The organism is Paenibacillus sp. UMB7766-LJ446, assembly GCF_030226665.1.
Lineage (GTDB): Bacteria > Bacillota > Bacilli > Paenibacillales > Paenibacillaceae > Paenibacillus > Paenibacillus vandeheii.
The window spans coordinates 624,432-647,884 of sequence record NZ_JASOYM010000004.1 but is presented as its reverse complement, the minus strand read 5'-3'; the positions used below and the strand labels follow the sequence as shown (position 1 = coordinate 647,884).

Annotated in this window: 22 protein-coding genes; 3 read left to right on the top strand and 19 right to left on the bottom strand. The window is 45.8% G+C overall.

Annotated elements, in window-relative coordinates; all coding sequences use genetic code 11:
* Positions 1-2: 2 nt before the first annotated feature.
* From QP794_RS13840 to fba, 11 genes are all read right to left on the bottom strand, one after another.
* A complete protein-coding gene (locus tag QP794_RS13840; protein ID WP_285077365.1) occupies positions 3-1,841 on the bottom strand; it encodes a sensor histidine kinase in 1,839 nt (612 codons plus the stop codon).
* 74 nt (positions 1,842-1,915) lie between these two features.
* Positions 1,916-3,577: an extracellular solute-binding protein gene (locus QP794_RS13835; protein ID WP_285077363.1), complete on the bottom strand. Its 1,662-nt coding sequence runs from the start codon at positions 3,575-3,577 to the stop codon at positions 1,916-1,918.
* A 254-nt stretch (positions 3,578-3,831) separates the two neighbouring features.
* A complete protein-coding gene (locus tag QP794_RS13830; RefSeq protein WP_285077361.1) occupies positions 3,832-5,379 on the bottom strand; it encodes a right-handed parallel beta-helix repeat-containing protein in 1,548 nt (515 codons plus the stop codon).
* A gap of 48 nt (positions 5,380-5,427) precedes the next feature.
* Positions 5,428-6,384: a carbohydrate kinase family protein gene (locus QP794_RS13825; protein WP_285077360.1), complete on the bottom strand. Its 957-nt coding sequence runs from the start codon at positions 6,382-6,384 to the stop codon at positions 5,428-5,430.
* Complete coding sequence (gene melA / locus QP794_RS13820) at positions 6,381-7,685, bottom strand: alpha-galactosidase (RefSeq protein WP_285077358.1); 1,305 nt, start codon at positions 7,683-7,685, stop codon at positions 6,381-6,383. Before melA ends, QP794_RS13825 begins: the two co-directional genes overlap by 4 nt.
* Before the next feature lie 18 nt (positions 7,686-7,703).
* The gene (locus tag QP794_RS13815; RefSeq protein ID WP_285077356.1) at positions 7,704-8,528 is read right to left on the bottom strand and encodes a carbohydrate ABC transporter permease; all 825 of its coding nucleotides are present in this window, start codon (positions 8,526-8,528) and stop codon (positions 7,704-7,706) included.
* Between the two features lie 21 nt (positions 8,529-8,549).
* Positions 8,550-9,485, bottom strand: a complete 936-nt coding sequence (locus tag QP794_RS13810; protein WP_285077354.1) for a carbohydrate ABC transporter permease — start codon at positions 9,483-9,485, stop codon at positions 8,550-8,552.
* 15 nt (positions 9,486-9,500) lie between these two features.
* Positions 9,501-10,793: an ABC transporter substrate-binding protein gene (locus tag QP794_RS13805; protein WP_285077352.1), complete on the bottom strand. Its 1,293-nt coding sequence runs from the start codon at positions 10,791-10,793 to the stop codon at positions 9,501-9,503.
* 70 nt (positions 10,794-10,863) lie between these two features.
* Positions 10,864-11,664 carry a DeoR/GlpR family DNA-binding transcription regulator gene (locus QP794_RS13800; RefSeq protein ID WP_285077350.1) on the bottom strand — a complete coding sequence of 267 codons (801 nt, stop codon included), beginning with the start codon at positions 11,662-11,664 and terminating at the stop codon, positions 10,864-10,866.
* A 184-nt stretch (positions 11,665-11,848) separates the two neighbouring features.
* On the bottom strand, positions 11,849-12,778 hold the full coding sequence (locus QP794_RS13795; protein WP_285077348.1) for a 1-phosphofructokinase family hexose kinase: 930 nt from the start codon (positions 12,776-12,778) through the stop codon (positions 11,849-11,851).
* Positions 12,775-13,641, bottom strand: coding sequence for a class II fructose-1,6-bisphosphate aldolase (gene fba / locus QP794_RS13790; RefSeq protein ID WP_094936618.1), 867 nt, complete (start codon positions 13,639-13,641; stop codon positions 12,775-12,777). Before fba ends, QP794_RS13795 begins: the two co-directional genes overlap by 4 nt.
* 326 nt (positions 13,642-13,967) lie before the next feature.
* On the opposite strand from fba, the gene QP794_RS13785 reads away from it, so the two are divergent.
* Complete coding sequence (locus QP794_RS13785; protein ID WP_285077345.1) at positions 13,968-15,011, top strand: SIS domain-containing protein; 1,044 nt, start codon at positions 13,968-13,970, stop codon at positions 15,009-15,011.
* A gap of 146 nt (positions 15,012-15,157) precedes the next feature.
* Here the strand turns inward: QP794_RS13785 and QP794_RS13780 are convergent, their stop codons facing one another.
* Together QP794_RS13780 and QP794_RS13775 are read right to left on the bottom strand one after the other, a co-directional pair.
* Positions 15,158-15,613, bottom strand: coding sequence for a hypothetical protein (locus QP794_RS13780; RefSeq protein WP_350338866.1), 456 nt, complete (start codon positions 15,611-15,613; stop codon positions 15,158-15,160).
* A 118-nt stretch (positions 15,614-15,731) separates the two neighbouring features.
* Positions 15,732-16,646, bottom strand: a complete 915-nt coding sequence (locus tag QP794_RS13775; protein ID WP_285077343.1) for an arginase family protein — start codon at positions 16,644-16,646, stop codon at positions 15,732-15,734.
* Positions 16,647-16,751: 105 nt separating this feature from the next.
* Between QP794_RS13775 and QP794_RS13770 the strand changes: the two genes are divergently transcribed.
* Both QP794_RS13770 and QP794_RS13765 read left to right on the top strand, forming a co-directional pair.
* A complete protein-coding gene (locus QP794_RS13770) occupies positions 16,752-17,114 on the top strand; it encodes a winged helix-turn-helix transcriptional regulator (RefSeq protein ID WP_285077341.1) in 363 nt (120 codons plus the stop codon).
* On the top strand, positions 17,107-17,490 hold the full coding sequence (locus QP794_RS13765; RefSeq protein WP_285077339.1) for a winged helix-turn-helix transcriptional regulator: 384 nt from the start codon (positions 17,107-17,109) through the stop codon (positions 17,488-17,490). Before QP794_RS13770 ends, QP794_RS13765 begins: the two co-directional genes overlap by 8 nt.
* Positions 17,491-17,633: 143 nt before the next feature.
* Here QP794_RS13765 and QP794_RS13760 read toward each other — a convergent pair whose 3' ends face one another.
* From QP794_RS13760 to QP794_RS13735, 6 genes are all read right to left on the bottom strand, one after another.
* Complete coding sequence (locus tag QP794_RS13760; protein ID WP_285077337.1) at positions 17,634-19,061, bottom strand: hypothetical protein; 1,428 nt, start codon at positions 19,059-19,061, stop codon at positions 17,634-17,636.
* A gap of 281 nt (positions 19,062-19,342) precedes the next feature.
* Entirely contained in the window at positions 19,343-20,182 is an 840-nt protein-coding gene (locus tag QP794_RS13755; RefSeq protein WP_285077335.1) for a formylglycine-generating enzyme family protein, read from the bottom strand.
* Positions 20,183-20,380: 198 nt separating this feature from the next.
* Positions 20,381-21,016, bottom strand: a complete 636-nt coding sequence (locus tag QP794_RS13750) for a glycoside hydrolase family 11 protein (RefSeq protein WP_285077333.1) — start codon at positions 21,014-21,016, stop codon at positions 20,381-20,383.
* A 309-nt stretch (positions 21,017-21,325) separates the two neighbouring features.
* The gene (locus QP794_RS13745; RefSeq protein ID WP_285077331.1) at positions 21,326-22,798 is read right to left on the bottom strand and encodes a DUF4179 domain-containing protein; all 1,473 of its coding nucleotides are present in this window, start codon (positions 22,796-22,798) and stop codon (positions 21,326-21,328) included.
* A complete protein-coding gene (locus QP794_RS13740) occupies positions 22,785-22,976 on the bottom strand; it encodes an RNA polymerase sigma factor (protein WP_285077329.1) in 192 nt (63 codons plus the stop codon). The genes QP794_RS13745 and QP794_RS13740 overlap by 14 nt, the downstream gene beginning before the upstream one ends.
* Before the next feature lie 47 nt (positions 22,977-23,023).
* Positions 23,024-23,314, bottom strand: coding sequence for a sigma factor (locus QP794_RS13735; protein ID WP_285077327.1), 291 nt, complete (start codon positions 23,312-23,314; stop codon positions 23,024-23,026).
* Between the last annotated feature and the right edge of the window lie 139 nt (positions 23,315-23,453).

Here is a 23,453-nt window from a genome sequence, read left to right as displayed (position 1 = left end):
TCCTACCACCCCCCAAGATTTACATTCTCCCAAGGCAGCCGTATTGTGACACACGTATAATTGCCCTGCGTGCTATCAATCCAAAGACCACAATCCTGGCCATAATGAAGCTGCAACCGCTTATTCACGTTTTCCAGACCTAGTCCGTTCTTACTGGTAACAATAGGCGTATCCAAATCTCCCCGCAGTGCCGCTTGCAGTCGGACTAACATCTCAGGGTCTAGCCCCACTCCATCATCTTGTATCTTAATAAGGAGTACGTGGTCATTCTCCACTGAAACCGTAATCTGAATACAAACCTTACCGCCCGAAGGCGCTGCGTGATGAACTGCATTTTCAACGATGGGCTGCATGCACATCTTCGGAATCGCATAGCGGAGCACTTCCTGTGGGAGATCTGCCGTCAATAGGATGCTGCCGCCTTCCATTAGATTGATGAATTGAATATAGCTTTGGATATTAGCAAGCTCCTCATGAAGGGCAACCGTATCGCTGCGCCATTGCATACTGTACCGAAGTTGCGAACCTAACGATACCAAAGAATTGGCAATAGCAGGTTGCCGTTGAACCTCAGCGAGCATACGAATAGATTCCAGTGCGTTATACAAAAAATGAGAGTTGATCTGGGAATGAAGGGAGTGCAGCTGCGCGTTTTTGGCGATTAACTGTTTATCCACGACCTGTGTCATCAGACGTTTGACCTCATATAACATTTTGTTGTAGCTCACAGCCACCTCGTCGATTTCATCCCCTCTTTCGTTCTCATCAAGGCCTGTATCAATCATTGCATCCAGCTCACCTTTCCGTACCAGGCGCATTGAAGCCAGTACGCTGTCCAATCGTCGGAAAATGCGCCGAGTTGTATGTGATACAAGTAACATCAGAAGTAGCAGTACACACAATGTAATCGTTACCACAAATGCATACCAGCTGCGCGGCCCCTTCATCAACGCCTGATGGGAGACAATGTCAACCACATAAGTATTCAGCGGAGCGATGTAGCGGTATAGTGCATAGTAGCTCTGATCACCTACCTTAATCTTAACGGGACTTTCCTGCGGGAGTACATCCAGTTGACGATGAATACTGCCAAGGATTTCGTCCAGACCATCCCCGGCCTTTCGAGAAAACTCATGCTGGGAATTGTATACATACTGCGGAGGATCGCTTTCATTCATTAAAACAGAGAAGAAGTCTCCCTTGCTCTCCTGGAGCAGGTCGCTGAAAAACATACTGTGCTGAACACGAATTTCCATAATACTGGGACGCTTCTGCTCCTGTCCCTGTAGGCGAACCAGCCGGTAATAGGATAACGTATGTTCACCATCCTTAAAGGAAAATAAACGATATGCGGCCCCGCCTTCATCCCGAAGCTTTGCCCAGTAATCCTGCGGCCAAAATTTCTTGTAATGATAGATTTCAGGCCAGATTTCATACAAGTTCGGATTATCCACGTAAAAGCTGAGCTCACTGATCATCGCATTGCTTTGAATGATATTTTGCATCTGCTCAAATTGGTTTTGTTTGAATTTCACCAGTCGCAATCCATCCACAATCATGTTGGAATGAATAAAATCCACAAATGCCTTTTGAGTAAGCGCAGTAGTGGAAGCGTTCTCAATGATGTCCATTCTGCTGCGTAATTGTTCGTTTAGCCATGACACATGGCTGTTGCCCGTCGCCATAGCGTCCTTGTATAGCTGGGTTTCCTGCATCCGAATATATAAAAAGGATACCAAAATAACAGGTATGGCAATCATCAGGCTAAACGCAAGAAACAGCTTTTGGGAAATACGGGAATTGCGGTAAAGCTTCCTCAGTCTAGTCCGTAAATATTTCATTCTGATGCCTCCCCACCTTTGTTATACCATATATTACAAGTTGTCTGATAGGTAACGAGGCTGATAGGGAATGGTTATTCCGACATCTTGGCTTTTCGCGCATCCAGTTCGGCCTGACGGTATTCCATTACCTGATTAAATCCATAATTCACACGGCGGGCTAGGAAATTTTCGAATATCTTATCAAAAGCAGCTTCATCCTTGGCGGTAATCAATTCCGGTAGTACTTCCTCCCAATTCTGTGAAATACGGGACCAAGCTAACGCTATATCGGAATCTCCTACCGGATCTATTCCCTTATAGATGCCGCTGTCCATATCGGCCTGTTTGTTAGCGAACTCCTCCATTTGCTTAACGGATGGAGCCTTCTCTGGTCTCCATGGGTTAACGAAGGCCGGGTTTCGCAGCATCCAGTAGGTATCCATGATGCCGTATTCCTTTTCCAGCCTCTCTCTGTCCGTATCAAGCAATTGAACCATATCGGCTTTCAACTGCGGCTTACCATTCCTCATCACCCATGTTTCGCCTTCTTTGCCCAGAAATACATCCCTTTGGCCTTCTTCGCTTGCGAGATAGGTCAAGAAGCGGATGGCTCGTTCAGGGTTTTTGGTGGATTTGCTAATCATTGTAACCATCCAGCCGTCCATATTGCCGGGGAACAGTGTTGCGGAATCACCGTGTTTGTTTTGTGGGCCATCCACAGCGATGTAGTACGAATTCGGATATGCACCTGCTGCCAATATCGGATTGATCGCCGCCATGCCATTCCACTCACGAATCATCATAAAATAGCGGGCATTACTGGTTTTTTCCTCTACCTGAGCATTCGAGTCCACCAGAAAATCTACATTAATCAAGCCACGCTCATAGGCTGTGCGGAAGGTTTTCAGCCAGGTGATATAGTCCGGGTCGGTCATACGATCGTTATATTTGCCGTCCTTTTCATGTGGAATAGCCAGCAGGTTCTGCAGGTACTCGGTCATCCCGTAAGAGACAGTTCCCTGAGCAAAGAAGGGACTGATGAGCTGACCTTTATACACAGAATACTGATCCTTTAACAATTGCAATGCGTTCAGAAAACCTTCCGGAGTGCTCAAATCCGGTCTGCCCATAGCTTCATACAGATCTTTTCGCACTAAAAAGGTTTGGTTGGCAGCCGTCAAACCAGTTGCTTGCATCTGGCTGGGACTGTATGAATCATTTGGAATGCCATATGTATTTCCGTTTTTCTGACGATACCACTTCAATGTACCGTCGCCCGCGACCTTGAAAAAGTAGGGATCATACTGCTCCGCCAATTCATTTAAAGCATATACCTGATCGCTCTCCAACAACTTATTAATCGCACTTTCCCACGAGCCTATTGTCATCAAATCCGGCATTTTGCCGGAGGTCATCATCAGCGTAATTTGTTCGCCCGCTTCCCCGGATGGCACTTCAAATTTGATATGAACGCCTGTTTTTTCTGTTACATACTTGGAGGTCATACTTTCACCCCAGGTGTGACCATACCAGTTCGCGCCAACAAACCAGGTCAAATCCACAGGCGTGGTATCAAGCTTCCATGCAGGTTCATCGGGGTCCGGCTTGTATTCACCTGGCTGTTGTATAGGGTGAGTAGGTTGTGGGGGTGACAGATTTCCACTTTGCTCTGACCCGGAACACGCTGCCAAGACTAGCATCAGGATTATGCTCCAATAGATGAACATACAGTGCTTGATGAAACTGGTTTTCATTCCATATATCCTCCTTTCTTGGTTACAGTTATGAATTAACCTTAGCATTAATTATGCTATAACCGATTTTACTATCCCTGGCTCGAAATGGAAATGCCGCTCCTTACCTAAATATTGGGGTTTAGGTAGGGTCTAACACAGGCACAGCCATATAAAGAGGGTTATTTATATTTAAATAGAACAAAGACAGCTGAGTAATCAGCTGCCTTTGATGGATTGGCTTCAGGGAAGAATATTTCGTTAAATTATACGTCTCACTCGTAGGCGCCGATATTTACAGCAGCTCCCTGTACTCTTGGTTTCCCCTCAATGTCCAGTGTTCCAATGATTGCATTGTCCGTGTTCCCGGCATCGATCGCTGGAGACGAAGTTTGGAGATGGAAATCGTATGCTGCAGCATTCACAAATTTGGGATCGACGAACAAAGAGTGTGCGTCATTGCCTGTTCCCGCTTTATAAGCGGAGAAACCGGTGTAGTCTTTATTTTTCCAAGTCCAGTTCGCCCCAGTGCTACCTGCAGGAGCAAAATAGAGATTGTAATCCACAACGTTTCCAGAATTTTTGGTGTATTCATTGTAAATCAACACATCTGTGGAACTGGCTACGAAAATATTGTTCTTAATTACATTATTTTGTGTATCAAACTGAACGTAAAGCTGGCCGCTGCCATCGCCAAGCGTGTCATTTTTGTAAACCGTATTGTTGACGATCTTGCAGTTTACTGTGGAGCCACGTTTGGTATCATAGCCACCCATAGCAATGCCGGTGAGTCGGTTGTTGTAGACTGCATTGCTGCGCACCGTAATATTGCTGGTGGACTTACCGGCATGCTCGGATGCAATCTCGATACCGATATCGTTGTTATAGCTGTAGTTCTGTTCAATAATACTGTCCTTGCCGCCATCGACATAGATACCATCCGCGGCATTACTGTTATTCGGAAGTGACTTCCCGTACGAAGGATTATTATTGGAAGAAATATTATATACCCGGTTACCCTTCACGAGTCCGTTCCGTACCTGATCGTAAGCCGTATTTGGCGCTTTACCCTCATAACCGATGAGATCAATACCGATGTTATCGTTATCGTGAATGACATTATTGGTCACCGAAAAGGTATCTACGTTACCATTCAGAACCAGTGATTCGCTGGAGCCGAGCACGAGATTGTACAGTTCATTACCGTTAATCGTAATATCGTGAATGGAGTCCGGCGCTTTTGTACCATATACGGCAATTCCATGCGCATCCCGGCCCAGCAGGTCACTGCCGGTTGGTGTAGCCGTATTTTTGATATCATGAACTTTGTTGCTGGACAAATTGATAAAGCTGCCTGATCCGTGAACATAGATGCCTACGGGCATAACGTCCTTGGTTGCCGTGGTGTAATTGCGAATCTCAAATCCCTGAATGGTAACGTAATTTACATCGGTCAGGTCAATCAACCCTTCAATCCCGCTAACGGAAAGTCCGGTGCCGTCAATGATTGGAGTCTCTGTGCCGTCGTTAGTGAATACAATCGGTCCCTGTGAAGCAGAGCCAGAGCGGGTGAACTTCAGCTTCTGGTTGTAAACACCGCCACGAACATGCACTGTACTGCCTGCAGGAACAGCATCAGCTGCGTGCTGAAGTGTCTTCCACGGCGCGCTGCTCGTGCCCGCATTGGAGTCATTTCCACTTGTCGCCACATAGTAATCCGTGCCTGCTGCGGCAGCGGATGAGGACCATTCAATCCCTGAAACCATTCCTATACCTACCGCCATACTTAATCCTACCAGCAATGTTTTACCGAATTTCAACATACCCTCAACTCCCTTTGATTAATAGGTTACGCAGAATAAAGCCAGACTTTACGATTTAAGCCCTTCTTGCAAATGAAGTACAGCCTCCATCGTCGGCAGGCTGCCTGTGCCACCGATGCCAAGCGTGGACAATGCACCACATGCATTGGCAAAGCGCAGCAGTTCGCCCCCTCGCATTCCCAGTAAATATCCATATATGATCCCAGCGTTGAAACAGTCGCCTGCTCCCGTCGTATCGATAGGAGACAAAGTGTAAGATCCAGCAGATATTGTACTTTCGTCCAGGTCGCGCAGTGTAGCACCTTTTGATCCCTGTTTGACTGCTACAATTCCCGCCACAGCAGGAAGCATGGAGTCAAGCACATCGGCTACCCCATCCGCTGGGTAAATGTGCAGTAGTTCATCCTCGCTGGGAATAAACAAATCAGTTACCGTCAGTAGTGCACTTATTCCCTCGCGGTCCCATTGATTGGATACATCCCAGCCTGTATCAAAAGATGTGCTGATCCCATTGGCCCGCAGCTTTGCAAAAAGCCCAGCCCAATGGGGTCTCATTCCATCCTGTAAATAATAAGAACCAAAATGAAGATGCGTGGCCTGCTTCAACAGTGACTCTGGTATATAATCCGGTGTCAACAACGGGATGCTGCCAGCGTACGTTAACAGTCCGCGGTCCACAGGTGTAGAGAGGGATAGGGTCACACCTGTTTTGATGCGAGACAATCGGGTTACATGCTCTGTATTTACGCCCATACGTTGTAACTCAGCTATACAGAACTTTCCGAAATCGTCATCCCCCACGACGCTGACGAATCTCACATCTGCTCCCAAGCTTGCCAGTGCACAAGCTGTAATTGCTGAAGAGGAACCCAGTACAACCTCGAAGCCATCGACCATTTTCTCCCGATTCCATTCCGGCATCACGTCCCTTCCGGATACAATGACGTCTACATTTAGCTCACCAGCAATGACAACAACGGGACTTGTTTCCCGTCTCTTCATCATTTCAATACCGGAACAAATCCTTGTTCCGCCTCGTACAGTTCATCGAACATACTTCCGATCTCCTCTAGGGAGCATACGGCAGCAGTTAACGGGTCCAACATCAGTGCATGGCGGGCCATTTCCTTGTCATTTCTCCGTACAGCTTCGACAGCCAGATCAAAAAAAGCCATATTCGAGCGGCACAAGGCAGCCAAATGTTCAGGCAGTCTTCCGAAGCGGCAAGGCTGAACGCCTTTCCCGTCAACGAGGCAGGCCACTTCCACCACACCGTCAGGCTGCAAATTTTCGATCAATCCTCGATTTGGAACGTTACCATAAATGACCTTCGGCTCATTTTTCAATACCGCTTCGATGATAATGGCTGCATATTCATTACTCGATTGAAGCTCAAGCGGTACCGTACCTTCAAGCTGCGAAACGATCTGCTCATCATTTTCTCTCCGCCAGATCGGCCAGTTATCCGCATAGAACCCTGTGGCTCCGTTATAACCTGTGCTGCAGTGTTGATCGATAAGCGATTGGCGTTTTCGGTAATACGGGATATATTCCGAGAAATGGCCGCTGGATTCCGAGACAAAAGCGCCTAAATACTTCATGGCATCCAAGCGGACCGGGTCCTGTCGCAGCAGTTCAGGAGTGGTTTGTATTTTCTCCAAAAGAACAGGGTACAGATCTCTCCCCTCGTGAGACAGCTCCACGAACCAGGACATGTGGTTAATACCTCCGGCTTTCCATGACATCTCTTCATAAGGAACTCCGGCATATTCGGCCAGTTGAGCCGATGTGTTCTGGATGGAGTGACATAATCCCACTACCGGAATGTTCGTAATGCGGGAAGTCAGGAGTGTAACCGCAGACATCGGATTAGTATAGTTCAGAATGATGCAGTCTGGACAGAGCGCTTCAATGTCCCGAACGATCTCTACCCAGCTGGGAAGGGTTCGGAGTGTCTTGAATAGCCCTCCCGGTCCCAACGTATCGCCAATACATTGCTTTACCCCGTATTTCAGCGGAATTTCATATTCATAACGAACCGTCTCCAGCCCGCCCACTTCAATTTGGTTAATTACGAACTGTGAACCGCCGATTACTTCTCTGCGATCCGTGGAGGCAAGCACCTCCCACGTCTTCCCTGTCATTTCCACGATCTGGAGTACCAGCCTGCGTGCCAACTCAAGCCGACGTTCGTCGATATCAACAAGGGCAATGGTACCACCCTCCAAGCCTTCAATCAGCAGAATATCCATAGCGATCTCGCGCGTAAATGCACTGCCTGCTCCGATAATTGAGATTTTAGTCATCACTTTTCTCCTCGCCCGTTATTTCATGCCTGTCATCGCCAGGCCTTTAATGAATTGCTTCTGGAAGATCAGGAACATTATAATAACCGGTATCGTAATCAGCACCGCAGCTGACATGACGACGTTGTAGTTGACCTGATGCGTTCCGTTAAAATAGACCAATGCCAGCGGAACGGTCATTTTGCTCTCATCATTTAATACAATCAATGGCCACAGATAGTTATTCCAGGAGTTCATGAACGTGAATATCCCCAAGGCTGATAGCATGGGCATAATAAGCGGCATAACGATGCGAAGCATCAGCCTGAATTCGCCCGAACCGTCTATCCTGGCTGCTTCCAGCAGCTCTTGTGGAATCTCTTCAATGAATTGTTTAGCCAAAAATACACCATAGGAGCTGACCAGATTGGGCAAAATGATCGCCAGCAAATGGTTAACCAGTCCAAGCTCAGCGGTAATCAGATAAGTTGGAATCATAATAACCTGAAAGGGAATCATCATCGTTGCCAGGATCAGAATGAACAGCAGTTTCTTGCCTTTAAACTGATGCTTGGCAAATACATATCCGGCTAGAGCACTGGTAAATAAGGTAACTATCGTTATGATGACAGATGTCATCAGGCTGTTAAGCAGCCACGTAACAAATGGCGCCTCGCTAAAAACCGTTCGGTATCCATCGAGGCTCGGCTTGCTTGGTAACAACCCGCCAGAACCCGAGACGATGTCCATGTTGCTTTTCAGAGATGACAATACCATCCAGGCATAAGGCAAAAGCATAATACAGGCTATGACTGCAAGAACTGCGATCGTGACGCCTTCCCATAGACTTACTTTACGTCGCATCGGCTTCTCCTCCTGTTCTCCTCAATGTTCCCATTGTGTGCGTCCCCATCGCAGCTGCAGCAGTGTCACAAGCAGGATGATCATTAGAAACACTGTTGCCATAGCGGAGGCGTACCCCATGTTGGAACTGGAGAATGCCTGCTCATAAATTTGCAGTGATAGCACTCGTGTTTCGTTGAAGGGTCCGCCCTTGGTCATAATCTGAAATTGCGGGAAGGCTTGAAAATAGGAAACAACTGTCGTGATAGAAACAAATAGCGTCGTTCTGCGCAGTAAAGGCAGTGTGATGTGAAGAAAGACATGCCATCGGCCCGCCCCCTCCAGTGTCGCTGCTTCATAGTACATATCCGGGATGGAATCCAATCCGGCAATGAAAAGAACGATGTTATACCCAATATCAGCCCACAAGGTCATCATAATGACGGAATAGAGCGCATAATGTGGATCACTGAGCCACTGGATTGGAGCCATATTCAGCTTGGCAAGAATCATGTTGAACAAGCCGTCATTGTAATTGAACATGGTATTCCATACGATGGCCGTTCCCGCCAGCGGAGCGATTGTAGGAAGAAAGAATATAGTTCGAAAGCCATTTTTGAGCCACGGGATGCGGACTCGCTGAATCGCTGAAGCGATTAAAAGCGTAATGACAATGTTAATCAGTACCCCGATAAATACAAATTTGAAGGTTACCCATAGTGACTTCAGAAATATGGAATCCTGGAACATACGGATATAGTTCTCCGCCCCCACGAATATCGCGTTTGAACTGAGCGGGTCATACTTGAATGCGGACAAGCCCAGGCTCCATGCGATGGGAAGGAAAGCAAACACCCCGAACAGAAGCAAGATCGGTACGAGTGAAATGATGATGAACCTTCGTTTTGCCCTGTAAGCTGTCGACTTTACCGCTGGGTTACCCTTTTCGGCCTTTTTGGTAGATATAGCAGTACTCATGCCCCAGCACCCCTATCACTTATGTTGATCCTGATTATCGTTGATCGTCCGTTCAATGTTCGTCAATCCGTCTTCAACACTTTGCTGTCCACCAGCCATCAATTGAAAATTGTCGTTGATCTGCTTGAAGAAGAAATCCCGGTCTGCTATAGGCCCAATCCATTGACCTAACGCCAATATAGCCAGCGAGGGCTTTAAATGGGGATTGTTCTTCAGGAATTCCGGATTTTCAGCAATTTCCTTTTTGGCTGGAACGGTAAAGGTGTCCGTATTCCATGTCGTAAGGTTGTCCTTCTCCGAGATGAATTGGATGAAATCAAGTGCGGCCTCCTGCTGTTTGCTTTGCTTAGATACTGCTAGCCCCCAACCGGATTCGGCAGCAAAAACAGGTGGATTCTCCGTAAAGGAAGGCACGGAAACATATTCAAAATCATCTACCTTATAGTTGTTCTGCCCTGCAGCAATGGTCCAGGGGCCGCGATAGGTCATCGCTGATTTCCCCTGAAAAAAATAGTCAGAAGTGTCCAGCTCACCACCGAAAGTGGTTAAATCCGCAACTTTGTCATCAGCTACAAGCGAAACCAAGGTGGACATCGCTTTCTGAGCCTCCGGCGTGTGAAAATTAACATGTCCGTCTTCACTCATAAAACTTGCGCCCTGCTGCAAAATGAGCGATAGGAAAGTGAACGTAATATTGTCTGCCGATACAAAATCGAAGCCTTTTACTTTGATGATACCGCTTTCACGTACGGTTAGTTTTTGGGCGTAATCCACAAGTTCTGTCCAGCTTGAAGGTGGATGATCCAAGCCTTGTTCTTTGAGCATTTGCGGATGAATCAGCATGCCACCGTTCTCAATGTTGTATTCGAGCGGCAGCCCATATAACTTGTTGTCTCGCAAATATCCCCCCAGGGGGGCATCATAATATGCTTTTTTCACATTTTCACTATCAGGAATTTCAACAAGAAGGTTGTTCTTGGAATATTCGGGCACCCAGGTGCCGAAGAATTCGGCAATGTCAGGTGGTTTCTTCGCGGAGAATGAAGCTTTCAGCTTCTGGCTGTACACATCATACGGAAAGGTCTGATACTCGATTGTTACATCGGGGTGTAAGCTCTGATATTTGGATATTAATTTCTTGTAAGCGCCCACTATGGCGTCTTCCTGATGACTCCAAAAGACCAGATTCACCTTGCCTTGCGAGTCTGCAGATGGTTCGCCGCCGGAAGTGGAAGAACTGGAACAGCCCGCTTCAGCGATTACAACGCAAATCATCGCAAGGATCAGCATAAACTTGGAAAAATGCATTCGCATATCCTCCCTTGTTCTGCAAATTAGCCAGCATCTGAAGAGAGGGTCGTTTGAGAATCAGGCGTACTTATATAGAAGCATTGTGATCTGTAGTTGTATGTATAGCAATCTGCTGCTCCCTGCACGCTTGCTCAAACCATCCCTCCGGCTGCTTATTCGTAATTACTCCTGTCACCTGATTCAAGGGAGCAATGGTAAACAAAGCACTTTTCTCAACCTTGCTTTGATCGAATACAGCATAAACCTCGCTGGAACGTTCCATTGTTAATTGGGCTATACGGGCTTCAAGCTCGGAATGCATCGTAAAGCCGAAATTCTGCGTTACTCCGTCCACCCCGAGGAACATTTTCGTAATGTTAATTTTATCAATTACACTTTCCGCCAGCGGACCGCATAATTCGTAGCTTTTGGACCGCATAACGCCGCCAATAACCACGACCTGAATATCTTCGGCATCAGCCAGTTCATAAGCAATATTCACCGCGTTCGTGACAATCGTAATATTACGGTGCTTTTTGAGTGCTTTCGCAATAAAAAACGTCGTTGTACCTCCTGTCAGGCAGATAATGTCCCCCTCTTCAACGAGGGCGGCGGCCGTGGCGGCGATCCGTTCCTTATCCAACCGTCTGAAATCGCGTTTTGCTGCAAAAGGCAGCTCCGATATCGCCGACGTCAGACTCCCTTCATAAATGGCTCCCCCAGTTGTTCGAATAATCTCGCCCGCTTTTTCGAGCGCATCCAAATCCCGTCTTGCGGTAGCTTCCGAGCAACCGACCGTTTGGACAATCTCTAGCAGCGATATTTTCCCATGCGATTTAATCAGTTCCAATGTTTGTGCTCTGCGCAGTTCACCCTTTGAATATTGCATAAGTCTCTCCTTTATTATGTCTGGGCTTGTAAGATATCCGTTAACTACAGCCCGTGCTAGCTCTATTGTGTAGGATGAAAGGATGGATTGCAATATGCCGACGTGAACTGCATTCCATCAGAAAAGCATCTCTCTGGCGATTATTCATGAGGGATGTGAAGCTGATTTGTACAACCTTCAACTTTTATAAAAGTATAATCTGCACCTGATGTTCGTACTCCTCAAAGAGAACATAGTCGATGTCACCTGCTTTGGAAGACATGGCATTGACCGCTGCCGCCGAGACAGCTGTTCGCAGCCTGGACTCAGCCGAATCGCCGCGCTCTGCCGCATACGCCATGCCAGCAACAAAGGCATCCCCGCATCCTACCGTGTTTACGGGTTGAATGGCTGGCGGCTTCACCATATACGCTGTTCCGTTTAGAATGGCCAGAGCACCGTTACTGCCTAGTGTTATGCACACCTCGTCAATTCCCTGATCCGCCAGCATATGTGCTGCTCGAGTCCACTCACTTACGTCTCTCGGCTTCTGTCCCAGCCATTCGGCTAGCTCGTGCTCATTAGGCTTCACGAAATGAGGCGTTGCACTCAACCCAATGTTGAAAGCTGTTCCACCTGTATCTAGAAAAGCTCTCGCGCCTGCTGAACGGACAATCCGAATCAGTTCTGCGTACAATGTGTTCGGTGCGCCTGGGGGTAAACTCCCAGACATGACAACCACACTGGACTGGATGGCAAGCTCCTGTACTTTGTTCTTGATTGCTTCAACTTCGGCTTCTGACATGGTTGGACCCTGCCCAAGCAGCTCGGTAGAGCTCCCACTGGAATCGTCCAGAATGTTAAGGCAGACTCGCGAGTCTCCAGCGGATTGGATAAAAGCAGTTCGTATCCCCCGTTCAGTCAGACTGCTCTCAATAAATCCGCCGTTATTGCCAGCAATAATGCCTGTAGCTGTGACTTGACCGCCAAGCTGCCGAATCACTTTGGCTACATTATTACCTTTGCCACCCGGTTCATTAACCTCCCGTGTAACCCGATGCACCTGGCCTACGCCAAACTTGTCAACGTACAACGTCCGGTCAATGGCCGCGTGGAGTGTGACTGTGGTAATCATCGGGCCACGCCGGCTCTGCCAGTGCATCCGCATAATCGCATTTTCTCCATGGCAAGCCGTTTAACTGCTTCCTTCGCCGGAGCCATGTATTTGCGTGGATCATTCTCTTCCGGGTGAATTAAGAACACATCCTTGATGGCTTCGGAAAACGCAATACGCAGCTCAGTAGCTATGTTTACCTTCGACATCCCCAACGCGACCGCCCGATGAATTTGCTCGGCTGGAATGCCCGAACCACCGTGCAATACCAGAGGAACTGCTACACGATTCGCAATGGTTTCGATTCGTTCGAAATCAATGTTCGGCAGGCCTTTGTATATACCGTGCGCAGTTCCGATTGCCGGAGCAAGGGTAGTTACGCCGGTACGTTCAACAAACTGTACGCAATCTTCGGGATCAGCCAAGGAAGCATGCTGTTCCTCAACGACAATATCATCTTCGACGCCTCCGACTTTGCCTAGCTCCGCCTCCACGTTTACACCAGATGCTTGGGCAACCTCCATCACTTTACGGGTTAGATTCACGTTTTCTTCAAAAGGGTACATGGATGCATCGATCATAACGGATGTATAGCCTGCTCGTATGCATCGAATAATTGTCGAAAAATCAGTGCAGTGATCCAAATGAAGTGCGATGGGGATATCCGTCAAGTCCGCTGCGGTTTTAGCCGCATGGGCGATGTATTCCGGACCCAAATGGTTGACTGTGCCCACCGTGGTTTGAATAATCAGCGGTGATTCGGTTTCTACTGCTGCTTCAACGACAGCCTGAAGCATCTCAAGAGTGTGTACGTTAAATGCAGCAATGGCGTAATGGTCCCTGCGAGCTGTTTGCAGCAGTTCAGTGGACGAGATCAGTGGCATATCCATTCCCCCTTAAAAGGTTGCGCCGCTCCCTGCTTCTAGGATTCAATGGTTACCCTTTATCAGCAGGCTACATAGCGACGATTAGAACGATCCTGCACCTCCCTTCACGGGTCAGATGAGATTGGAAAACTTTTGAACTTTTCTTGCTTGTGATCATAATAATCTTTTTATTTGATTAAATCAATCATTATTTTGGAAAACTATTGCAATTTAGAAGGTTATAACGGCATAATTATGATTAACACAATCATACAACTATATATTTGATCAAAAAGATCACAAACTGATGTTATCAATCTAAAACATTCCCGGGAGGTATTTTTATGAGTTTGACGTATCGTGAAGTAAAAGAACAATATAAGGCCTTGCAGCAGACTTACAACTATTTACTTGCCAAACGCACGGAATTTACTGCCTTTGTCCAAGCTCAAGCAATTACCTCCGTAACCTTTGTTGGCGCCGGGTCCAGCTATTGCTTGAGCGAAGCGGCCGCTTTTTCCTTCCGTTTGCGTGCTGGCCTACCCTCAATGTCACTTGCCGCTGGTGATCTCATGCTCCATGCAGATCGGTACCGTCCCATGTTGAAGCGCAGCCTGATCATAGCGCCGTCTCGATCTGGCAGCACCAGTGAAGTGGTTGAAGCGCTGCGTTTACTCCAGTCCGATCAACGTATTCCATTATTAACAATTTCTTGTGTAACGGACTCGCCGTTATCTAAAAGCGCCGATTTCCCTTTGGAACTGCCCTGGGCTTTCGATCATAGCGTTTGCCAGACCCGGACAGTAACCAATCTGTATGCAGCCAATCTCCTTCTTGCCGCTTTTCTTGCTGGAGATGAGGACCTGATTATCGACATGCAGGAGGCGATTCATCAAGGCGAAGCCTACATGGAACGTATAGAGGACAGCATCCGCCGAGTCTCCGACTTCAACTGGACAAACGTGGTACTGCTTGCAGACGGTGAACTACAAGGAATGGCAGCCGAGGGCGCCATCGCTTTGACCGAAATTGCGAAGACACAAGCACACGCATACCATCTTCTTGACGTACGGCACGGGCCGATGGTCACAGTGGATTCGGATACGTTAGTGATCGCAGCCTTGTCGGATAGCGGTATTGAGCATCAGCGCAATCTGTTGAGGGATATTAAGGAGCGCGGAGCCACCATTATTACGTTTGCCGATCGGGCGAAGGACATTCCGCAGGAGTTCTTTGACCTTGAGATCACGACAGATCGCCCACTTGATACAGCGGTGCGGGGTATCCCTTTCATTTTCATCTCGCAAATCACTGCTCTTGCCAATGCTGAACGCCATGGTATTAACCCGGATCAACCCGATGGGCTGGTGGCCTGGGTCAAGCTGTAAGAAGCAAGTTTATTTCTTTCGATCCGCTTTAACGGTTGGCTATTTATATAAAAAAGTCGCCATTTCTGGCGACTTTTTTTTCATGTTTATGCCCTTTTATCCAGTATAACGTCAGGGGATACTCAAGACGTTAGATAAACTGTTTACTACAATCCAATAAACATATTTCTGCTTAAGGGTCCCCAATTTCCACCTGTGTATCCGGATCTCCCTTCCAAGTTCACAAAGCATGGAAGCAAAATATAAAGAACACCCATCGTCGCGTTAACATTGAAGGTTATAACAAATCTCGTTTTGGAATTATTGATTGGAGTTATCATTCCCCGATCAGCACGAATCGTATTTTCTTTAGAAATGGCCTCTCCCATTCCTACACTGGCTATGTCTGATGGACTAGACATATTACTTCTTATCCAATAATTCGAAATGTTTGTTGCTGATGCTAAATCCGCTGGCTGATCATACGTCACTACAATTTGATTGGATGCAACTTGCCTAACCTCCACTACAACAGGATGAGGCATCATGGCTTCCCTTTCTCTTCCCCCCATGTTCTCGATCCAATAAGGATGTATTGTATTGGAATGATTATTAACTGACATTAGATTCCCTCCATGGCTGACTTCAATAGTCATTTGTCCTGAAATAATGTATGTAGGTGAATGACTATTGGTGTTTTGAAACCCGCCAACTCATTTTCCGGGAACGCAAGTGACATTATTAATTATTTAAAATGGGTATCTCTCCAAGCAAATTCTTCAAGTTAATCGAATCCCATGGCATATGCTCGGTTATACCCAAACCAACCACATCTGTTTCTTCCGATAGCTCTTTGAGCAGATGAAGAAGCTGAGGAATTTGCAAGGCTCCCGCAGGAGAAAAGGTGTAGGGTCCTTCAGGATTCGCAAATAATAAAGAACGAAAAGCTTTAGGATCCAGCACATCCAAGTCAAGGTGAATTGCCAAATGCTTGATATTGCTTTCTTTGATCCACTCTTTTATGGATTGTGTACTCCTCATTAATTCTTCGGCTCCGGCTGTTCTGATGCCGAGTCTTTGGATCATTTCTGCATCTGACTCTGCAGTAGTTATACCTAATCTTTCTAATGCTTCTGAGATGACTTCGCTTTCTTGCTCCGTAGGCGTTGCCAACCCCGCGATAAAGATATTTTCAGGTTTGAGAGGGATTTTCACATGTTTTGCAAACTCCTCATCCCCTTCTCCCAAAAGGTTCCCCAGGGGTAGCGTATGTCCGTTATCATACCCCTTATATCCAACCAAATCACTGTGCGCATCAATCCAGATCAAGCCTAATTCTCCATCATACCGTTCGTTTAAATAGGCAAACGGGGCTTGTTCAACCAAGCAGTCCCCACCAAACATGACGATGCGGTCCGGCTTGTGAGCATGAATAATATGCTGGGCTGCTTCCAGTTGTTCAATGAGCTGTTTTCTCCCATTTACACCATTCTCGTTTTCCAGTGGAGTTCCATCATATGTTTGTACAGGCACTTGAATCAGTGGTTGATCATTATCAGGAGCCAGCCAGGCAAGCAGTTCCGCCCCAAAAGAGTAATTAGGATTGTTTCCCCCCTGCCATTGTGGCATTAACAGACGTATTGTTTTTTGATTCATGTTTTTCTCTCCTTTACTTCAAAGTAAGGTTAGTATAAACTGAACCCAAATCAAAAAGTAGTACGCACTATTATGACAGGTACTACCCGAAAGGATAGCATAAATATGAGCATGGCTGAATATCAAGGTAAGGTTAAACATATTCAAGATACGCCTTTTGGCTACACATTGTCTGTCATTGGCGGCAAGTGGAAGATGGTCATTATTTATCTTTTGGCAGAAAACCAAACGGTGCGCTTTAATGAACTGAAAAGACAAATTGGAGCGATTACGTTTAAAACTTTGAGTTCACAACTCAAAGAATTGGAAGCGGATGGGATGGTCGAACGGAAAGAGTATCCTCAAGTTCCTCCTAAAGTGGAGTACAGTCTGACCGATAAAGCGGAAACGTTACTCCCCGTTTTGGAAGGCTTATGTGAATGGGGAGTTAAAAATCAAAGTGAAAGAGGTGTACTCGAGGATGATTAACTTTAGAAATAAAACGTATCGCTGCACCTCCGAAATTGTTATGAGCTTACTGAGTGGTAAATGGAAAATATCTATACTGAATCACTTAACTAAAGGTCCGGTTCGGTTTAATGAGCTGCAGCGACTTCTGCCTGACGCAACCCAACGCATGATTACGATGCAGCTTAGAATGCTTGAAAGCGACGGTCTTATTATTCGCAAAGTTTATCCGGTTGCCCCGCCAAAAGTAGAATATTATTTGTCCGATCTGGGGGAGGAACTGGCTCCCATGCTCCAGATGCTGTGCAAGTTTGGATCGACCTATATCGAGAAATTTCCCGACGAAGTATCATGCGACAATGATGACTCTCGCCGTGACACCGTTAACGTGCGGTAAACCCGATGCCCCTAGCTCTCTTCTCTTTGAGAAACCGTTTTATCGCAATAAAATTAATCAAGCAATGTTGGCATGATTTGACGGCAGCAGCCCTACACCCAAAGCCCTGCCGTCAAATATTGTGACATGGAAGGTTTAAAGAATTATAGCACTAAAAATTGCGTACCAAAGCCCTTTCCAGAACGAAAAGCTAATTCCAGCTCCTCTTCATTTCCCTTCTCCAGTAAAACCACATTTTCGGGATACAACCTCCCTAACAAAGCCCATTGTACAAGCCCATTGCCTCCGGTTGGAATGAAGTGAATTCCATCATCCGTGTTCGTTACCAATCCGGTATGGGACAGAATGTCTGTTACCCGGTGCAAGCTAATAGCTGTGCGATTCACCATTGCACCGTTGGAATGGTTTTCCCCCTTAGGCCGATATGAAAATCGATGTCCCCTAAAGAGCTGACCAAGATCTACAGTAAATGCATGACCTTCTCTCTCCAGACAGAATAGCACGGTTGTTCGATCAGTACCTGTATTCGGCACCAACCTTGCGCTGGATGGAAAATCCGTATGCTCTCCTGAAAATTGAAGATGATCCTTGCTACCCGGTATACCCGCTCCTGCTTCGCTACGTGGTGCAGCATAATAATCGTCATATTCATATTCGAACGAGACTGCAACTGTATCTTGTGGTTCTCCTACCTGAATGGTCTGTACCGAATGCCACTTCAATAGATAGCGCGCGGCTGAACCGGCCGACTCTCCCAATCCAGCCGGCAACACGGTCCCCAAAGGATATTGAAAACCGTAACCCGCAGAGGTCAAACCCGAGCTAAGCACACTCTGTGCATACTGAACAATCGCTTTGTGAGTTAATTCCTTCCCTATCAACTGAGTTAGAAATACCTTACGGGCAGGCTCCAGAAAACGCAGTCCTTTGAATTGCGTGAGTTCCTTGACTTCAAACGGTACTTGTTCCCAATTGGCAAAGGGAAGTAATGCATCTCGCAGCAATACAAATTGGTGCAGGTATTCATTATACAACTGCATGACCCTTGGTCCCCCAACAGGTCCCCAAACTTGAGCAATAGCTTCCGGTATAAGGGTATGACCGTAGCAATGACTTCTAAATTCCAGTTCTCCAAGAGTTTCTGGTCCATATTGCGCAAGTGCCCTCTTATCAGAATTAACCTCTCGTGCCCAGAGAACCAATTGTTCACCAATGCGTGCCGCCTGTGCTGTAAGTTCGACACCTGCATTATCCTTCAAAGCCAACGGTCCAAGTGGTAGCGATGACACATCGCCAGAGATCGCCAAATTGGCCTGAAGACTGTCCAACAACACCGAAGGATTACCGTCTATCGGTTCTCCCAGCTGAACAAGTATCCCCTCAAGCAGTTTATCCAGCTCAATGACGACCTCTTTTGCTCTATATATGCCATCAGGCAATTTCCAATCCCAAGCCGCATTCTCGCCTGGTCTAATTGAGTCCTGTGCATATGTCCCAATGAGAGACTCTACATCTATTGCTTTTCCCCATACGATACGTTTATCTTTCAAATGAAGTTGATACTCTGCCATTTTTTCCACCCCATCAGTACGATTTTATTGTGAACGACAATTCAACTTACCGTTCGATTGCTAGATTATCAGGTTCTCTGATGGTTGAGTAGTACGCACTTTTTTGTATGATCAGATCATTTTTGTATCGTAGGATACTTTTTGATCCTGCTATAAAACGAAGAAAAAAGCCGCTATTAGGCGACTTTCTGAATGACCGTTCTTGTGTTAACGTTTGGTGCTTAACCTGTTTCTTTTGATAGGGCTTGCAATTGTTTTAGGCAGTTTCCCCTGTTCCTTAGCTATTCCCCGCGAACAACACGAAAACCTTGATCGGGACCAAACCCATTGGCATCAAATTTTCCTCGAAAAGCGATCTCGTTATTGTTGATCCCACCGATCCAGCCTCCGCCCTTCACAACCCGGAAGGAAGCAATTTGACTCTCCGCGTCGATGTACCAGTCCCAGCACCATTCTCTTACATTACCAGACATATCGTAGATTCCAAGCTCGTTTGGCTTTTGTGTACCAATCGATTTGGTTTTGTTTTTGTTGCTCTCTATGGCAGGCCAGTTCCAATCTCCAGTTAAGATTTTGTCCCCGGCGTTCTTCCAATACCATGCTACTTCGTCGGCGTTATTGCTGCCGCTGTATGTGTAATTCTTGCTCTCCTGACCTCCGGCTGCGGCATACTCCCACTCCGCTTCTGTAGGCAGTCGGTAACCGTTAGTTCCCTCATTAATGGTTACTGTCCACTTTAAATTATCGTTATCATTCTTATTATTCAGGTCTTGGTTATCCTTATCGATATTGTAATGCGGTTTCAAGCCCTCTTGTATACTTCTTTTGTTACAATACTCTACCGCGTCATACCAACTCACCATTTCTACTGGCAATTCATCTCCTTTGAATCCGGAAGGATTATTTCCCATGATATCCTCCCACTCTTTTTGAGTTACCTCATATTTCCCGATATAAAAGTTCGACAGGGTCACATTTCTTCCAGCAAAATTGGTCTTGTTGTTCTTAAACGTCCCGCCTTGCACGAATACAAGGTTATCCTTCGGTTCGGGTTTATCCTGCGAACAAGCGCTGATTACTACCATTGTTGCTATTAAAAAGAACATTAATAGCTTTCTCATTGAACGATCTCCTTTAAGCTAATGGGAAAATAACAGGTTATGATGTCTGCCATCCGTTAACGTTGAAGGCCATTTGCTCGATAAGAAACGGCCTTCAACGAATTAGGACGGACTGGTTGGATCTGAGGGAAGGCCATGGGCCTGCCCTAATGTATAAAAATCTGTTTTACTTTCATAGAAAGGCTTACCGTGGATTGGTTACCACACCGTTACGTTGGAACTTCCGCTGCTCTGATATCCTTCTGTCGCTAACACCTGATAAGACCAATTGCTACCCAGATTCATGCCTTTGCTTGCCCATGCGTTCACATGGTTGCTGAATGTAATAGCGGAGTTCACCCCGGTCGCTCTCTTCGACTGTCTTACACTCCAGTACTGGGCAAAGGTTTGTGTCCCGTCAATGGAAGGTGCGTTGTATCGCATGGTTGTATAGATGTCATAGGTACCCCCGTCACTGGTTACGGTACCTTTAAACGTTCCGGTTGGACGATACGTACCCCAGTTATCCACAACGTAATATTCGATAAGTGCATTTCTCGTCCATCCGTAAAGGGTCAAATACCCATTGCCAGATGGTGCAAAGACACCTGCATTATAATTAATTGTCCGGTTTGGAGATCCGACATTCCAACCTTTACCAACTACAAAATTCCCTGTATTCTGCCACGTTACACTGTAATTACCGCCTGATCCATTAACAGCATTGACTGTTCCACCGCCATCGGTCCAATTTTGCCAATAATCTGTTGCCGCACTTGAAGTTGCTGCAAACACACCAAAACTCATAGAAGCCGCAAGAACGACCGTCAACAATTTTTTACTGAATTTAAACATACTCTACCTCCCGATATGATTGTATTTTCACTATAAAACTCGTTTAGTTTGATTCTCTGGGATGTGTCCGGTTTACCCATTGGACTTTTTTTACTTTTACCTCCTTTCTGACTAAATTATAGAATGATAGCGTTTACATAAAAACCTGACAAACTATAGAATAATCTCTAATATGTTTATATATGTTCTGCTTGTATTCTAAAAATCGACTTGTATCTACAAGAAACAAATATGCAAAAAGCCGCCCATTCGGGCGGCATGGAAATTATAATGAGGGTATTGGTGATCTTTAGACTACATATTAATAAGTTATTTTAACAATACAGACCAGTCAGGGTCTTTGTACCATTTATCGACTACTTGTCTTATCAGGATAAGTTCGTCCGGGATGTAGTCTAATCCCGTGATCCGGTATTCATAAGGCTGCCGCATACTGCGATCCCCCATGCTAATAACTCCTTCTCTCCAATTATCTGTAAGCGCACCCTCTAAGGATGATGCTCCTCTCTTACTAACTTCATACTGCTTGCCTTCTGAATCGTATGCTTTCCATTCTTCATTTCGTATTTCATTATCCATTTCCCCATAGAACGATACGGCCGTTTCATATGTGCCATCGCGGTTTTGTGAGTCCTTAAGCGTAGTCCCAACCACCTCTATGCGATCTGTTAATATTTGAAAAGATTTGGGTTCTATCAGCTCTGAAGGCTTAAAGGAAATTCTGCTGCCGTCTGTTTCCGCGATCGAATATCCATCCAAAATAAAACGATACGGTTCATGTTCCGGCAGGTACTTGAAAATATAACTCCAACGAATCTTTCCTTCTTCAGTCACTGCATGATCAGTTGACATCAAGCTATCCATGTAACCCATTTTCCTCGGGTTAACCGAATGAATCTCTTCATTCTCTATAGTTTCAAAGTGAAAGCTCAACATCTGCTTTTTCCATAAATCACCGGGAGATCTTGCCATTGCAGCAGCATCAAGTTCAGTCTCCAGTTCAAAACGGACTCCTTGTACCATTCTCGTTAACCTTTTTAAAGTGACAGTCATTCCGTGTGGCGTAGAATAGCTACCGGTCAGTTCCTCTATTTTTGTTTGCTGGTTAGCCTCTCTCATATCTATATCAAAGCTAAAGTCCCAATCTCCTTCAATGAAAGGCTCGTTCCTGTTACCAAGCGTGCCAATATTTCCTTCTATTGTAATCTTGTCTGTTTGTAATGGCTCATTAAAGAAAGCAACCATATAATAAAAATCATTTGTGTACCCCATATCGTACATGGTATCCAATTCGTTACCTTTATCATCTTTAATCGTAATGTTGTTCAGATCTCCAAGAAGTAACTTATCACGATTGTGCTTCCCCTTTTTATCAAAGAGTTGAAGAGCCAGCGTCACTCGGGTAGGATCTGCAACAGCTTCATCAATTACCAGCGTATAACCTTTGTCCCTTACTTTGATATGAGGATTATGAACTAGTCCCAATTCTTGTGCCCGCATAAGTCCAATATCTGGGTTATCCTTGGCAAATAAAGACCGGATCATTTCACCAAATGTGGGCACTGAATAAACCGAAACTGTTCCTAGGATGAAAAAGAGGGCTACGACAGCTGCTACCCACCTCCATCGTTTATGGGGATATCTCTTTTTTGTATTCTGCTCAGAAAGGGAAGAAAGTGCGTTCTCCATAGCAAGTTGTACTCTATCAGGAATGATCATGTCTTTTCTTTTGGCATTAAATAATTGCTTGAGCTCACGGTCAACCGGATCATGAAAATTCATATTTGCCCTCTCCTTCCTTTAGAACGAGCTCGGATAATTGCCGTCTGGCCCTGAATAACCGTGATTTTACTGTTCCTTCGGAAACTTCAAGCACTCTTGCTATTTCTTTGACCGATAAATCCTCGATATAAAAAAGTGTTACGATAGTTTGAAGCTGTTCATCCAATTCGTCAATCACCTCAAACAGCTCGATTTGTTCAAAATCCCCCTTATATGATGTCTTTCTCAGATCATAAGGGACAAGGGGGATACTCGCTTCTTTTTCTTAATAATTTGATTACACTCATTAATTAAAATCCGAATAATCCAAGTTTTAAAATAAGCGGGCTCTTTCAGTGTATGTACATTAGAAAAAGCTTTGGCAATGGTCTCCTGTATCGCATCTGCACAATCTTCATCTGTTTTAACGATTGATCTTCCTATAACAAATAGGCTTTGCTGGACAGCACGTATTAAATAAACAAAAGCTTCCTTATCCCCATGTCTTGCAAGTTCTGCTTTTTCCGATAAATCCACTAGTGGTTCCCCCTTTCTTCTCATTCCTTCTATCCATTAGATCATCCTATACTTGGTTTGGTTCACAAGAAAACACAAAATTTAACAAACCGTTCGCAAAATTTCTACCCCCGTATCTTTCTACGTATTTGGTTCGTTT

Excerpts from the sequence above, each read along its gene's own strand:
- QP794_RS13840 (WP_285077365.1), bottom strand. The coding sequence starts at position 1,841 with ATGAAATATTTACGGACTAGACTGAGGAAGCTTTACCGCAATTCCCGT.
- QP794_RS13835 (WP_285077363.1), bottom strand. The coding sequence starts at position 3,577 with ATGAAAACCAGTTTCATCAAGCACTGTATGTTCATCTATTGGAGCATA.
- QP794_RS13830 (WP_285077361.1), bottom strand. The coding sequence starts at position 5,379 with ATGTTGAAATTCGGTAAAACATTGCTGGTAGGATTAAGTATGGCGGTA.
- QP794_RS13825 (WP_285077360.1), bottom strand. The coding sequence starts at position 6,384 with ATGATGAAGAGACGGGAAACAAGTCCCGTTGTTGTCATTGCTGGTGAG.
- melA (WP_285077358.1), bottom strand. The coding sequence starts at position 7,685 with ATGACTAAAATCTCAATTATCGGAGCAGGCAGTGCATTTACGCGCGAG.
- QP794_RS13815 (WP_285077356.1), bottom strand. The coding sequence starts at position 8,528 with ATGCGACGTAAAGTAAGTCTATGGGAAGGCGTCACGATCGCAGTTCTT.
- QP794_RS13810 (WP_285077354.1), bottom strand. The coding sequence starts at position 9,485 with ATGAGTACTGCTATATCTACCAAAAAGGCCGAAAAGGGTAACCCAGCG.
- QP794_RS13805 (WP_285077352.1), bottom strand. The coding sequence starts at position 10,793 with ATGCATTTTTCCAAGTTTATGCTGATCCTTGCGATGATTTGCGTTGTA.
- QP794_RS13800 (WP_285077350.1), bottom strand. The coding sequence starts at position 11,664 with ATGCAATATTCAAAGGGTGAACTGCGCAGAGCACAAACATTGGAACTG.
- QP794_RS13795 (WP_285077348.1), bottom strand. The coding sequence starts at position 12,778 with ATGATTACCACAGTCACACTCCACGCGGCCATTGACCGGACGTTGTAC.
- fba (WP_094936618.1), bottom strand. The coding sequence starts at position 13,641 with ATGCCACTGATCTCGTCCACTGAACTGCTGCAAACAGCTCGCAGGGAC.
- QP794_RS13785 (WP_285077345.1), top strand. The coding sequence starts at position 13,968 with ATGAGTTTGACGTATCGTGAAGTAAAAGAACAATATAAGGCCTTGCAG.
- QP794_RS13780 (WP_350338866.1), bottom strand. The coding sequence starts at position 15,613 with ATGTCAGTTAATAATCATTCCAATACAATACATCCTTATTGGATCGAG.
- QP794_RS13775 (WP_285077343.1), bottom strand. The coding sequence starts at position 16,646 with ATGAATCAAAAAACAATACGTCTGTTAATGCCACAATGGCAGGGGGGA.
- QP794_RS13770 (WP_285077341.1), top strand. The coding sequence starts at position 16,752 with ATGAGCATGGCTGAATATCAAGGTAAGGTTAAACATATTCAAGATACG.
- QP794_RS13765 (WP_285077339.1), top strand. The coding sequence starts at position 17,107 with ATGATTAACTTTAGAAATAAAACGTATCGCTGCACCTCCGAAATTGTT.
- QP794_RS13760 (WP_285077337.1), bottom strand. The coding sequence starts at position 19,061 with ATGGCAGAGTATCAACTTCATTTGAAAGATAAACGTATCGTATGGGGA.
- QP794_RS13755 (WP_285077335.1), bottom strand. The coding sequence starts at position 20,182 with ATGAGAAAGCTATTAATGTTCTTTTTAATAGCAACAATGGTAGTAATC.
- QP794_RS13750 (WP_285077333.1), bottom strand. The coding sequence starts at position 21,016 with ATGTTTAAATTCAGTAAAAAATTGTTGACGGTCGTTCTTGCGGCTTCT.
- QP794_RS13745 (WP_285077331.1), bottom strand. The coding sequence starts at position 22,798 with ATGAATTTTCATGATCCGGTTGACCGTGAGCTCAAGCAATTATTTAAT.